This window comes from Martinezella rhizogenes, assembly GCF_007002745.1.
Taxonomy (GTDB): domain Bacteria; phylum Pseudomonadota; class Alphaproteobacteria; order Rhizobiales; family Rhizobiaceae; genus Agrobacterium; species Agrobacterium cucumeris.
This window is the reverse complement of the sequence record NZ_SGNY01000009.1, coordinates 211,682-224,930: the sequence shown is the minus strand read 5'-3', so window position 1 is coordinate 224,930 and position 13,249 is coordinate 211,682. Positions and strand designations below refer to the sequence as shown.

The 13,249-nt window shown below is 58.2% G+C and carries 13 protein-coding genes; 8 read left to right on the top strand and 5 right to left on the bottom strand.

All coding sequences use genetic code 11. From position 1 onward, the window contains the following. Positions 1-81 precede the first annotated feature (81 nt). Together EXN68_RS22770 and ggt are read right to left on the bottom strand one after the other, a co-directional pair. Positions 82-1,410, bottom strand: coding sequence for an LLM class flavin-dependent oxidoreductase (locus EXN68_RS22770; protein ID WP_142842986.1), 1,329 nt, complete (start codon positions 1,408-1,410; stop codon positions 82-84). A gap of 310 nt (positions 1,411-1,720) precedes the next feature. Continuing rightward, positions 1,721-3,475 (bottom strand): gamma-glutamyltransferase, encoded by a 1,755-nt coding sequence (gene ggt / locus EXN68_RS22765; protein WP_142842985.1) that lies wholly within the window; start codon positions 3,473-3,475, stop codon positions 1,721-1,723. Between the two features lie 282 nt (positions 3,476-3,757). On the opposite strand from ggt, the gene EXN68_RS22760 reads away from it, so the two are divergent. After that, on the top strand, positions 3,758-4,669 hold the full coding sequence (locus EXN68_RS22760; RefSeq protein ID WP_142842984.1) for an HNH endonuclease: 912 nt from the start codon (positions 3,758-3,760) through the stop codon (positions 4,667-4,669). 125 nt (positions 4,670-4,794) lie between these two features. Here the strand turns inward: EXN68_RS22760 and EXN68_RS22755 are convergent, their stop codons facing one another. Next, complete coding sequence (locus EXN68_RS22755; protein WP_046801073.1) at positions 4,795-5,100, bottom strand: hypothetical protein; 306 nt, start codon at positions 5,098-5,100, stop codon at positions 4,795-4,797. A 260-nt stretch (positions 5,101-5,360) separates the two neighbouring features. Between EXN68_RS22755 and EXN68_RS22750 the strand changes: the two genes are divergently transcribed. The 4 genes from EXN68_RS22750 to EXN68_RS22735 all read left to right on the top strand — a co-directional run bounded on the left by EXN68_RS22750 (position 5,361) and on the right by EXN68_RS22735 (position 8,472). Beyond that, complete coding sequence (locus EXN68_RS22750) at positions 5,361-7,049, top strand: dihydroxyacetone kinase family protein (protein WP_142842983.1); 1,689 nt, start codon at positions 5,361-5,363, stop codon at positions 7,047-7,049. A gap of 39 nt (positions 7,050-7,088) precedes the next feature. After that, positions 7,089-7,268, top strand: coding sequence for a hypothetical protein (locus EXN68_RS22745; RefSeq protein ID WP_142842982.1), 180 nt, complete (start codon positions 7,089-7,091; stop codon positions 7,266-7,268). A gap of 36 nt (positions 7,269-7,304) precedes the next feature. Next, positions 7,305-7,601: a eukaryotic translation initiation factor eIF-2-beta/eIF-5 family protein gene (locus EXN68_RS22740; RefSeq protein ID WP_142842981.1), complete on the top strand. Its 297-nt coding sequence runs from the start codon at positions 7,305-7,307 to the stop codon at positions 7,599-7,601. Positions 7,602-7,773: 172 nt separating this feature from the next. Further along, on the top strand, positions 7,774-8,472 hold the full coding sequence (locus EXN68_RS22735) for a glutathione S-transferase (protein WP_142842980.1): 699 nt from the start codon (positions 7,774-7,776) through the stop codon (positions 8,470-8,472). A gap of 127 nt (positions 8,473-8,599) precedes the next feature. On the opposite strand, the gene EXN68_RS22730 is transcribed toward EXN68_RS22735, so the two are convergent. Then, a complete protein-coding gene (locus EXN68_RS22730) occupies positions 8,600-9,004 on the bottom strand; it encodes a VOC family protein (protein WP_193559546.1) in 405 nt (134 codons plus the stop codon). 27 nt (positions 9,005-9,031) lie between these two features. Further along, complete coding sequence (locus EXN68_RS22725; RefSeq protein ID WP_142842979.1) at positions 9,032-9,367, bottom strand: cupin domain-containing protein; 336 nt, start codon at positions 9,365-9,367, stop codon at positions 9,032-9,034. A 148-nt stretch (positions 9,368-9,515) separates the two neighbouring features. Between EXN68_RS22725 and EXN68_RS22720 the strand changes: the two genes are divergently transcribed. From EXN68_RS22720 to EXN68_RS22705, 3 genes are all read left to right on the top strand, one after another. Further along, a complete protein-coding gene (locus EXN68_RS22720) occupies positions 9,516-10,061 on the top strand; it encodes a MarR family winged helix-turn-helix transcriptional regulator (RefSeq protein WP_142842978.1) in 546 nt (181 codons plus the stop codon). A 113-nt stretch (positions 10,062-10,174) separates the two neighbouring features. After that, a complete protein-coding gene (locus EXN68_RS22715; protein ID WP_142842977.1) occupies positions 10,175-12,124 on the top strand; it encodes an ABC transporter ATP-binding protein/permease in 1,950 nt (649 codons plus the stop codon). A gap of 370 nt (positions 12,125-12,494) precedes the next feature. Further along, on the top strand, positions 12,495-13,175 hold the full coding sequence (locus EXN68_RS22705) for a DUF2161 domain-containing phosphodiesterase (protein ID WP_142842976.1): 681 nt from the start codon (positions 12,495-12,497) through the stop codon (positions 13,173-13,175). Positions 13,176-13,249: the final 74 nt, after the last annotated feature.

Genomic DNA, 13,249 nt, shown 5'->3' with positions numbered 1-13,249 from the left:
GACCTTCTGGAACCTCATGCCAAACTTCGCGGCGGGTGTGGAAAATCTCCCTAGCTTTGTCGCAATCGGCGCGATGGCCCTTTATTGCGGGAAAAAACGATTGGCTGGCCGTTGCAGCCCCAGATGATCACGCAATGTCGGCCCCTCATAGTCCTTTCGAAACAGACCACGTCGCTGTAGTTCTGGCACTACGCGCGTGGTGAAGTCGTCAAGGCCATCAGGCAGGAAAGGGAAGGTGATGTTGAAGCCGTCCGAACCCTCTTCATGCAGCCATTTTTCCATCTCGTCGGCTATGGTTTCCGGCGTGCCGACGAAGGCGAGGCCGGCATAACCGCCCAACCGCTGGGCAAGCTGGCGCACCGTCAGACCTTCGTTTCTGGCGAGTTCGATGACCCTTTCGCGGCTGGATTTGCTCGCATTCGTCTCCGGAATATCAGGCAGGGGAGCATCGGGATCGAAGCCGGAAACATCGTGACCGAGCGCGATCGACAGCGAAGCGATCGCGCTGTCATAATGGACGAGGCTGTCGAGCCTGGCGCGTTTGGCCCTGGCCTCTTCCACGGTATCGCCGACCAGAACGAAAGCGCCCGGCAGGATGATAATCCCGTCTCGGGAACGGCCGGCGGCAACGGTCCTGTCCTTGACGTCCTTGTAAAAGGCCTTTCCCGCCGCAAGCGTGGGTGTCGCTGCAAAAACCACCTCGGCCGTTTCGGCCGCAAGCTGGCGTCCTGGCTCGGACGCGCCTGCCTGAACGATGACAGGCCAGCCCTGCACCGGACGCGCGATATTAAGCGGCCCGCGCACGGAAAATTCAGGCCCCTTGTGATTGAGGACGTGCATTTTTTCCGGATCGAAGAACAACCCGCTATCGACATCGCGGATGAAGGCGTCGTCAGAGAAGGAATCCCAGAGGCCAGTGACGACATCGTAAAATTCCCGTGCCCGCCCATAGCGCTCGGTGTGATCAGGCTGTTCGTCGCGGCCGAAATTCCGTGCAGCATCCGGGTTGGACGTGGTGACGATGTTCCACCCGGCACGACCATTGCTGAGGTGATCGAGAGACGCAAAACGCCGTGCCACATGATAGGGCTCGTCGAATGTGGTTGAGGCGGTGGCAACCAGCCCGATGCGGGAGGTGACGGCGGCGAGCGCCGAAAGCAGGGTAAAAGGTTCGAAGGACGTTACGGTGTGGCTGCGGCGCAGGGCTTCCGTCGGCATGTTCAACACCGCCAGATGATCGGCCATGAAGAATGCGTCGAATTTCGCGGCTTCCAGCTGTTGCGCAAAGCGCGCGAGATGGGCGAAGTTGAAATTCGCGTCCGGGAATGCGCCCGGATAACGCCATGCGCCGGTGTGGAGGCTGACGGGCCGCATGAAGGCACCGAGATGCAGTTTGCGATCATTTGCCATTCGGTTTTACTCTCTCGTCGATGTTTCTGATCCGGGCTGCTGGCCTTGTCGTGGGAGGGCGAGGCAGGCCCGATTGCCATCGCGACGATATCCCTGCCGCGAACCGCGCGCGGCAAAGACCATTCCGATTATTGGTGGCAAACCGAAAGATTTTTCTTCGGGGCTGGATAGCCGGGTTCAGGAGCGTGTGAGGTCAACCACGATATTGAAACGACGCCCTTTGGCGCAGCCGAGATTTTGAAAGACGTTAGCAGTCACGATGAAGACAAGGTCCTCACCCCTTTCGGGCGGTGTCCGCTGCGCCTGTTTCTCATTCCCCCACAACCACTCCTTCGCGTCGTGGATCGGCACTGCCGACGAAACCTTGGGCGGTTAGTTCGATAGCATGCAAACCGGAATTCATCTCGCCCGGTTTCACCTCGTAACCCAGTGTCTTCAACGGACCGAGCAGTTCTTCCGCGCTGGTACCGGCCTCTATGTCATAGGTGCCGAACCGGTTGATGAGATGCGGCTGGGCGACGATCGCTTCCACCGGCATGCCCCAGTCGATATAGGCAATCAGCGCCTGCGCCACATAGCCGATGATCTGGCTGCCGCCGGGCGAACCAATGGCGAGCAGCGGCTTGCCATCCTTCATCACGATGGTCGGGGCCATGGACGAGCGCGGCCGTTTGCCGGGCTCGACACGGTTGGCGATCGGCAGGCCGCCATCATGGGTCTTGAAGGAAAAGTCCGTCAACTCGTTATTGAGCAGGAAGCCATTCGTCATCAGCCGCGAGCCAAAGCCGCTTTCGATCGTCGTCGTCATCGAGACCACGTTGCCCTCCTTGTCGGCGATGACAAAATGGCTTGTGGAGGGCAATTCGAGCGCGGCATCCCGACCGAAAAGGAGCGCGTGATCCCATTCCGGTTCGCCGGCCTTGACGGCATCGGTGGCCAACGCCTTGTCGCCGTCGAGCAGCTTTGCCCGTTCGCCCAGATAGGTCTTGTCCAGCAGGCCCTTGATCGGTAGTGGCACGAAATCGGTGTCAGCGACGTAACGCTCGCGGTCGGCGAAGGCGAGACGCTGCGCATCGCCGATAATGCGCCAGCTTTCGACATTTTTCGGCCCCAGGGACTTGAGATCAAAATTCTCCGCCATGCCGAGCATCTGGCCGATGGCGATGCCGCCTGACGATGGCGGCCCCATGCCGCAAACATCAAGAGTACGGTAGGTGAAGCAGATCGGTTCGCGCTCTATAACGCGATAGTTGGAAAGATCGGAAAGCGACAGCACGCCGGGATTGTCGGTCGTCTCGCGCACAGTCTCGACGATCGCCTCGGCAATTCGCCCCTTGTAAAAGGCATCGGCGCCACCTTTGGCGATCGCCGCAAGCGTCTCGGCATAAGCCGGGTTCTTCAACGCGGCGCCGGTCTGGAGGGGCGCTCCGGAGGCGTCAAAAAAATAGGAGCGGGCCTCATATTTTTTCAACCGATCGCCCTCGGACGCGATCAGGGAGGCAAGGCGCGGCGACACTTTGAAACCCTCGGTCGCCAGCTTTTCCGCCGGCTTCAGGAGGCTTGCCCATTCCGCCCTTCCATAGCGTTTATGGGCTTCCTCTAAAAGTCGTACCGTTCCCGGCGTGCCGACGGAACGGCCGCCGATTACGGCGTCCATGAATTTAAGCGGCTGACCTTTGTTATCCAGGAAGAGCTTTGGCGAGGCCTCCATCGGCGCCGTCTCCCGGCCGTCCAACGTCGTCAGCTTGCCGCTTTTCGCATTGTAATAGACGAGGAAGGCGCCGCCGCCGAGACCGGAGCTTTGCGGTTCAACGAGGCCCAGCACGGTCTGCACCGCCACCATGGCATCTATGGCGTTGCCGCCCGCGGCGATCACATCGCGCCCAGCCTCGGCTGCCAGCGGATTGGCTGCCGCGACCATGAAGCTTCCTGACTCGACACGTCTGGCTGTCGCGATATCAGTCGCCTTCTCTGGCGCGACCATGTCGGACGCCTGCTGGGCGGAGGCGATAGCGCTGGAAAGCATGAGGGCGAGAAAAGTCTCAGCGAGAAATCTTACTTCCATTAGATTTATCCTCCAGAGGCGCGTCATCGGTAATGTAAGCAGGGCCAGTAATGTAAGCAGGGCATCCAACTGAGCCAACAGGCAGATCGAACCCGCAATGACTGAGATACGGATGACTTCCGAACTCGTCCTTCGCTCTCGGAAAAGACGCCAGCTTCTGGCACTATGATGGCTCTGGCGGCATGCTAAGTCTATGCGATAAACGATTTGGTGCTCACTGATTTCGCTTTATGTGAGAAGGCACATTGCGCTGTTGTATCCTGATCATGCTAATATTCGGGCATGGGATTCGGAATTTTCATTCATCGCTCAGATTCAATTTACGACGACAGTCCGGCTGAACAGTACCAGTTTCCGAGCCAATATCTCGGTCGTGTACAAGCTTGTCTCGGTGATTGGATCATCTATTACGAGCCGCGCAAGGTTGCAGCGACGCGTGGTTATTTTGCTGTCGCCAAAGTTGCCCAGATTATTCCGGACACCAAGGCGGCCGGCATGTATCTGGCGTTGATTGAGCCGGGAAGTTACCTTGATTTTGTCAATCCTGTTCCGTTCGGTGGGCCAGACGGCGTCATCGAGCGCGGTCTGTTGAATGAAGAGGGCCGGATTTCTGGTAGGGCACAGGCGGCAGTACGCCCGACATCAGCGGCGGATTTCAATCGCATCGTGTCGATTGGCCTGAATGAGCTGGAACCCGAGTTGCCGCGTTTGGACGAGCCGAGAGAGATGCGGCTTTCTGACGGATTTGACGACCGGGTTCAGGCGCCCTTCGTGGTCGAAGAAGAGCGTGAGCGTGTTGCCCAGCTTTCATCACGAATTGTGCGAGATCGCCTGTTTCGCCGGCTCGTTTTGCAGGCTTACGACAAGCGCTGTGCGATCACGGGGCTGAAGCTTATCAATGGCGGTGGACGTGCGGAAGTCGATGCTGCGCATATACGTCCCGTGGAGGCAAATGGCCCTGATATACTTTGCAATGGCATCGCTCTTTCAGGAACGGCGCACTGGATGTTCGATCGTGGGTTAATCGGCCTCTCGGATGAACTCGAGATTCTGATTTCACGTCATGCCAATGATCGAGAAAGCATCCGCGGTTTGATCAACAGGACAGGAAGAGCGATCGTGCCGTTTCGATCGATTGAGCGGCCACATCCACATTTTCTCCAGTGGCATCGGGAGAATTGCTTCAAGGTTTGAATATTTAGTCATGGCGGCGTGTAGGCCGCTCAGTCAGGGGCCGCAGACCCTCTATACCGCCGGTCGGCCATCGAGAGACGACGATCGACAATGCTCTCTATATCGGAACGTGGCCGTACCCTCTCTCATATCCCCGATCCATCGAGTTCGCGATCATCCTCGCCTTTCCAGGGAGATGGCATTGCGAGACCGTCGGCATTGGCGAGGGGGACCGGCATCCAGCACTTCAATTCCGGCTCGGCATATTCGATGATCCGGCCCGGTGACGAGTCTGAAGCGCGCCAGCCTTCCGAGCCGAACCGGTCGCTCTTTGCCCAATATGCAAGATCTACCTGGGCTGGTCCCTGTTCTGACGAGCGTATCGTTACGAGGATCCGGTTGCCGTTTTTCGGCGCACTTGCCATGTGGCGCCATTGCTGTGCCTCGTCCATCATCTTTCTCCCTGTCCGTTGCTACAAGTGTCACCTCACCATTGAAAACGGTCAACTCAAACTTTGCGGCGCCGATTGGTTTACAAACCTGCCGCCCGTTTAGGCGGGGCGTTTTTCTCGCAACATTTTATTGGGCAGTGGTTCGCACGTGACGAACGCACGAGCTTGAAATTGGCCGGGAGATCGTGCTTGTTCAGGGCCAGCAGTGGGCGCGGCTCGTCCTCCACCAGCAACCGGCGACCCGAATCGAGGAATACGGCATGAAGAAGCTCATTAACGACCCATCCACCGTCGTGCGGGACATGCTCGAAGGTTCGGTGGCGCTCAGCCCTGCCACAGTCCTGCTTGCAGATGAGAACGTTGTTATCCGCTCCGGCCTTCCGGAAACGGAAAAGCGCAAGGTAGCGGTTCTGTCGGGCGGCGGTAGTGGACATGAGCCGGCTCATGCAGGTTATGTCGGCGCGGGCATGCTGACTGTTGCCGTGGCAGGCGATGTCTTCACATCGCCAAGCACCGATGCGGTTCTTGCCGGTATCAGGGCTGCGGCTGGACCCGCTGGTGCTCTGGTCATTGTCAAGAATTACACGGGTGACCGGTTGAATTTCGGACTGGCAGCCGAACTGGCAAGGGCTGAGGGAATTCCGGTCGAGATTGTGGTCGTTGCCGATGATGTTGCATTAAAGGACACGGTTCCCGCTGATCGTCGCCGGGGTATTGCGGGCACAATCCTTGTTCACAAGCTCGCTGGCGCGGCCGCGGAGTTGGGACTTCCCCTGCATGAAGTGGCCCGGATTGCACGGGACGCTGCCCACAGAACATCCTCCATGGGTATATCGCTCGGTTCCTGCACTCTGCCGGCCGTGGGCAGGCCGGGCTTTGTGCTTGGCGAAGCGGAAATCGAAGTCGGGCTTGGAATTCATGGTGAACAGGGCGTCCGGCGGATGCCGATAGCATCGACCGACGAGCTTGTGAAACTGGTCCTCGAAACGATTAAAGCCGATGGCAGGCTAAAGAGCGGAGATCGGGTCGCGTTGCTGGTCAACGGGCTGGGATCGACGCCGCCAATGGAACTCGCAATCGTAGCGCGATCTGCGATCACGCAACTGGAAGAAATGGGTGTCGTGGTTGAGCGGGCATGGGCTGGCACCTTCCTTTCCGCTCTGGATATGCCGGGTTTTTCGTTGTCGCTCATGCATGTCGACGAGACAGCGCTCGGCCTCATCGACGCGCCAACCGACGCCGGCGCATGGCCACGCGGCGGTGTGGTGAACCGAGCGCGAATCCTGCCCTCGGCAAGGGCCGAGAAGAGCCTGCCTGTCGGAAACAAGATGACCGCCGCCGGTGATCGCCTGAGGTCTGCCGCAGATCGGATTGCCAAAACCTTGATTGCAGCAGAGCCCAAATTAACGCAGCTGGATAGTGTTGCGGGTGATGGTGACCTTGGCGCAAGCATGGTTCGTGGTGCCGAGGCGATCCTTGCACTGCCAAAGGAAAACTTCGGCGATGTTGCCGATGGGCTGATGGCGATGGCGAATGCGATGCGCAGGGCGATTGGCGGAAGTTCTGGTCCCTTTTACGCTACGGCGCTGATGCGCGCCTCGCGCCATCTTGCCGCGATTGAAAGCCCGACGGCTCAGCAGATGGCGGAAGCATTTGTGGCAGCGGTTATCGCGATCTCGGAACTTGGCGGTGCGAAGCCGGGGGACCGCACGATGATAGATGCGCTTCATCCGGCGGCAGAAACGTTTCGGGATAAACTTGCAGCGGGAGCTTCGACGGAAGAGGCTTGGCGGTCCGCAGTGGCGGCGGGCGTTGCGGGCGCCGAGGCAACGACATCCATGAAGCCACGGCTCGGGCGCGCCAGTTATCTCGGTGAACGGGCTGTCGGGCACCCCGATGCGGGCGCAGTTGCCGTCAGCATCTGGCTTGAAGCAATCGGCAGGGAATAGCCGGTGGACGATACGTCCACTCGTAGCTTGGGGGAAATCATGATCGCCGCTTATATCGACGAATTCATCATGTTTTGTGCCGGTCTGTGGATGACCGCCGTAGGTTTCGGTCATCTGCCCCTATCGAAAAATCCGACGCAGCCGCCGGTGGTTCGTCACTTCAGGTGGATGGGTCCGTTGCTGCTTGCTATTGCGGTCATTTTGGCCGCTGCGTCATAGGGGCACCGTTCAGATGCGCTCGGGATATGTTTTACAATGAATACCATGCTGGCCTGCGGCTCGTGCGGATTGGACGAAACCGAATCTGTCATCCATTTCGGCTCGTATATTCTGCGATGCGCCGCCTGCGGCCAGCACCTTGTCGCGACATCGTTCATGGCGATGCTGAATTCGGATGATGAGTGTTCAGCCTTTATCGATCCAGGTCCTGGAAAAACGCCTTTGCCGGAAACGCTTGTCGCGCGCGGACCGCTCCGGTTGACTGCAGGCGCAATCAGCGCCGCGGCGACTGACGGAACCCTGATACGCGTGATCTTCGAACCAGAGGATTGAAGTCGCGGCTGATAGCTCTGAGCCCAGGCGCGCCCGGTTGTCATCGTCAGCAATGTTAGAACATCGAGCCGACGGCTGCGTGCAGCGACCCGTCTTTCCTTACAGGGGCGCCGTGGTGGAACTGGCGATAGCCAGTGCCGTTAGTGGTCTGCGTAAGGAGCAGGAGGACAATATGAGCGATTTCGGCCTTTATTACTGGCCAGTTCCGTTCAGAGGCCAGTTCATCAGGGGAATTCTGGCCCATGGCGGGTGCTCCTGGGATGAACACGGTACCGATGCGATAGACGATATTATGCATCGTGAGGTGGGAAAACAGCCGATAGCTTTCATGGGGCCGCCGGTCCTGATTGATCGCCAGCGCAATTTCGCAATCTCTCAGATGCCGGCAATAACCATCTATCTGGGTGAGCGGCTGGATATCCTGCCGGCGGCGGCTGAGGGTCGCGCGCTCAGTGCCAAGGTCGTAAACGACGCCAATGACGTCCTTGATGAACTGACACTCAATGGCGGGCGCGAGATGTGGACGCCAGAAAAATGGCAGGAGTTCGTCCCGCGTTTGCAGAAGTGGCTGCGCATTTTTGAAGATACCGGGGCAAGAAACGGTCTGACCGCTCACTCCGGGTTTATGCTTGGAACGGAAAAAGCCGGCGTCGCAGATATCGTTACCGCCCTGCTGTGGACAACGATGGCTGACCGCTTTCCAGTCATTAAAGGCATTATCGAAGATACTTCGCCAGTCATCTGGGCCCTTTCCAGTCGGGTGGGGGCTACAGCTCCGCTGGCCGCCTTGAGCCGCCGGAGCTTCGAAGACTATGGTGATGCTTATTGCGGAGGAGAGATTGAAAAATCACTCCGCAAAGTTACGGGCTAAGCGCAAATATATCTGACGATCTACTGCGCGGTATGATGTCCGCGCGGCAGAGTTTTTTGGAGAGACATGCGGGCCGGCAAAGGCGTGACAGCACTCGAATTATAGTGCTCGAAATGCCCATCACAGGTCAGCCGTCATCACCCAAATTCATGTAGGCGGGTTCGAATACGTGACCATCGGGATCGGCGAAGGTGCGGAGATACATGAAACCCAAATCCTGCGGCTCTCGAACATCCGCTTGCCCGCCGGCCTTTGCCGCGGCCTCGACCATGGCGTCGACCTCGTCTCGGCTGTCGCGCGAAAGGGCGATCAGCATGCCATTTGTTGTGTGGGCATCGGCGATCGATTTGGTGGTGAAGGTTTTATAATAATCATGCTGCAGAAGCTGGAAGGTGATGGTCTCCGACCACACCATCGAGCTTGCGACTTCGTTGGAGAACTGCTCGTTCTTCGTACAGCCGATTGCCTCATAGAAGGCGGTTGAGGCAGCCAGGTCTTTCACCGGCAGGTTCAGGAAAATCATCTTGGCCATTGTCTTTCTCCTCATGGTGGAAAGGGACTACAGAAAAGTCTGCTGGAAGGTCTCACTCGGATGGATGCAGATGATCTCCAGCCGGTCAGCGCCGATATTTTCGAAGCGGTGGGGGATATTGGCAGGTCCGACAATGATGTCGCCGGATGAACCACGCGCCTGGCTGTCGCCGATGGTGAATTCGACCTCGCCTTTTCGAACGACCCATGTTTCCGGATAGGGATGAACATGCAGATCAGGGCCGCGACCCGGATCGGCGCTGACGAGAAAGATGGATACGCCGCTTCCGTATTCGCATCCTTCATAACGTACCGTTCGGCTCTCGCCAGCTTTCGGTTCCTGATGACGGCGGATTGAAAACATCTGATCTCCTCCCTGAGACAAAACTATCTTCGCGAGAAGATATATGCAGGATTTATCTTCCTGTCAAGATATCTATCTTCTCGCAAAGATATATTCACGGAAGAGGTAAAGCCGTATATGGTTTTCAGAGTGGTGATGGGGTGATGAGATGAAGCAGGCGATGCCGGACGCGACGACGGATCGGACGATTGAAACTGACAGGGAAGATCATGTCGACCGTCTGCGTGGCCAATGGGCGCAGGAACTACCCGATATCAATACGGAGCCGATGGCCATCTTCGGACGCGCCAAACGGCTGAGCAACCTTCTGGCGCCGTCTATCGAAGAGACGTTTGCCCGCTTCGGCCTTGATCGTGGCGAGTTCGATGTTATCGCGACATTAAGACGGTCGGGAGCGCCCTACCAGTTGACGCCAACGGAGATGTACACAACGCTGATGCTCTCTTCGGGTGGCCTGACGCACCGGCTTGACCGATTGGAAAAGGCCGGGCTCATAGAGCGCAGAAAATCGAGGCTTGATGGGCGCAGTGTCGTCGTCTGCCTTGCGCCGGCCGGCATTGAACTGGCCGAAAAGGCGTTTCGCGAAGACATGGCAAGCGAGGTGGATTTCCTGCAAGGCCTCAGCCCGCAGGAGCGCGAAAACCTTGCCACACTGCTGAAAAAGCTGGTGCTGGATATCGAGTCTCGATTGTAGCTTTCGGTGCGGATTTTAGCGGGTACCGCTGAAGATATGTATCGGCGAAACCATTTGTCGCGACCCGCCACGCAGCCGTGAAACCTTTCAAACCGCCGTTCGTTTAAGCATCCATGACCGATGCTGACGCAAATCCGAAACCGGTCGATGGCACCGGCCAGAATGGTGCGAAAAACGCGCCAACGACCGATGATCGTGACATGGATGATCCACTCCCGCCCGAGGAAATAGAGCCCGCTTCCGGGTTGACGCCGGAGGAGGCCGAGCAGGCTCGAAAGAGATATCTGCTGAAGCGCTTCTGGATCAGCGCGCGCGGTTACTGGAGCCGCCGTGGTGATGGGCTGGCGTGGCCGTTCTCGCTCGGGCTGCTGGCGATGATCGGCATAAATGTCGGTTTCCAATATGGCATCAATATCTGGAATCGCGGGATTTTTGATGCGATTGAAAAGAGGGACGCATCTACCGTCTATTTTCTTGGATCCATCTTTCCGCCGCTGGTCCTCGGAAGCGTCCTGATCGTGACGTCCCAGGTCTATGTAAGAATGCTGATTCAGCGTCGCTGGCGTTCATGGCTGACGAAGCTGCTGGTCGCGCGATGGATCGCAAATGGCCGTTACTATCAGCTCAATCTGATCGACGGCGATCACCAAAATCCTGAGGCGAGGCTATCGGAAGATACACGGATTGCCACCGAGGCGCCGGTGGATTTTGTCGCAGGTGTCATCGCCGCGTTTGTGTCGGCTTCCACCTTTATCGTTGTCCTGTGGACGATTGGCGGGGCGTTGACGCTGTCGGTCGCTGGAGTGTGGATTACAATACCCGGCTTTCTCGTGGTTGCGGCAGTGATTTACGCCGTCATTACATCCAGTTCCATAGCTTTGATTGGCCGGAACTTCGTTCGAGTGTCCGAGGTCAAGAACCAGCTGGAGGCGGAATTCCGGTACACGCTGACGCGCGTCAGGGAAAATGGCGAGAGTATTGCCCTGCTTGGCGGCGAAGAGGAGGAACGGAGCGACCTCGACAAGAGGTTTGGCAATGTTCGACGGCAATGGCGGCTGATGGCGCAACAATATATGCGCACCACGATCGTGTCGCATGGGTCGATGCTCATTGCTCCCGTCGTGCCGGTTCTGCTTTGCGCACCGAAGTTTCTCGATGGAAGCATGTCTCTTGGGGAAGTCATGCAATCCGCATCGGCATTCACCATCGTTCAATCCGCCTTTGGCTGGCTGGTCGATAACTATCCCCGGCTGGCCGACTGGAATGCATGCGCACGGCGCGTCGCATCCCTGATGATGTCGCTTGATGGTCTCGAGCGGGCTGAACAGAGCGACACCCTCGGACGGATCGTGCGCGGTGAGACGGAGGGCGAAACAATGCTCAGCCTCAAGGATGTTTCCGTTTCGCTGGGTGACGGTACCGCTGTTGTCAAGGAGACGGATGTCGAAATAGGGCCGGGAGAGAGGGTGCTGGTTGCGGGGGAATCCGGATCGGGCAAAAGCACGCTTGTCCGCGCAATCGCCGGCCTGTGGCCATGGGGCGGTGGCGATGTGAGCTTTCGCGCTGGCAGTCGGCTTTTCATGTTGCCGCAGCGCCCATACATTCCGTCGGGCACGCTGCGTCGAGCGGTTTGTTATCCGCAGGCGGCCGAGAGCTGGACCCTCGAAGAGATAGGGGCAGCCCTCGACAAAGTTGGCCTTGGTCACCTCAAGGACAAGGTGGAAGAAGAGGCGCCGTGGGACCAGACGCTGTCGGGCGGTGAAAAGCAAAGGCTGACCTTTGCGCGCCTTTTGCTGAACGATCCTGACATCATCGTCATGGACGAAGCAACCGCGGCCCTGGATGAAAAGAGCCAGGACAGGATGATGCAGACGGTGATCGATGAATTGCCCGATGCCACGATCGTCAGTGTCGCGCATCGTGCCGAACTGGAAGCTTTCCACAGCCGAAAGATAACGCTGGAACGTCGGGAGGGCGGCGCAAAACTGGTCAGCGATATCCACCTCGCTCCTCGCAAGGGCAGGTCCCGCTCCCTGCTTCGGCGCATGGTCAAACGCAGGTGAGCACCTTGTGCCTCCGGATGCCGCCTTCGTCGAGTGCGGCATCCGGCACCACTGACAATGTGCACTTCAGACATTTGCGTGCAAAGCAGGAGCGGGAGTGACTACGCGCTCGGAAGCTTGCGACGCAGAAACTGCTCATAGCCCGTGGTTCCACCCACTGCCACCTTGATGAAATAATGCTATTCGCCGGTGGTCAGATAGGCTTCCAGCATCTCCAGAAGCGCCGCAGGAAATCCACTCCTCTGGGAGAGTTTATGGGCGGCGGTCGCCAGTGCTGACGATTTGTAACAGCGTCGGCGGCTATAAAGGTTGTCCTGGGCAGGTGGAACGATGTATTTGGGGCAGGATAATCACTTGATCCTGCAGGCACATGGAAACTTCGCTTTATCTGCCCGTCAAAGGCTTTCTTGAAAAGGCAGGTTACACTGTCAAAGGTGAGGTAGGCGGTTGCGACCTCGTCGGTTTGAGCGATAATGATCCGCCTGTTGTCGTGATCTGCGAGCTGAAGCTCAGCTTCAACCTGGAGCTCATCCTGCAGGCTGTCGATCGTGCAGCTATTGCAGATGAGATCTGGATTGCGGCCCGAATTTCAGCCAGGGGCAGGGGCCGGGAGGCCGACAAGCGCTACCGCGATCTTTGCCGCAGGCTCGGGATCGGCATGCTCGGGATTTCTGATAGCGGCGATGTCAGTGTTGTCGTCGGTTCCGTATCACCGATGCCGCGAACCAATCCGAAGCGGCGTTCGCGGCTCATGCGTGAACACCAGAGGCGACGCGGAGATCCGGCGGTCGGCGGAAGCACCCGGGCACCGATCATGACGGCTTACCGCCAGCAGGCGCTTGGCTGCGCTTTGGCGCTGGCATCGGGGCCGCTGCGTGTGCGCCAGGTCAGGTCCAGCATACCGGATGCCGGAAAAATTTTGCTTTCGAATGTGTATGGCTGGTTTGAACGGCTCGATCGGGGAGTTTATGATCTAACCGACGCCGGGCGGGAAGCGCTGCAGCGGTGGCCGCAGCAAGACATGCCCGCGATAGCCGCCATTCCAGACTGATTTTGTTCAGTGACAGACCCAAGCTGAGACGCCGATGGCCATCTGCAAGAGATATGGGGCAGCCATCACAATGG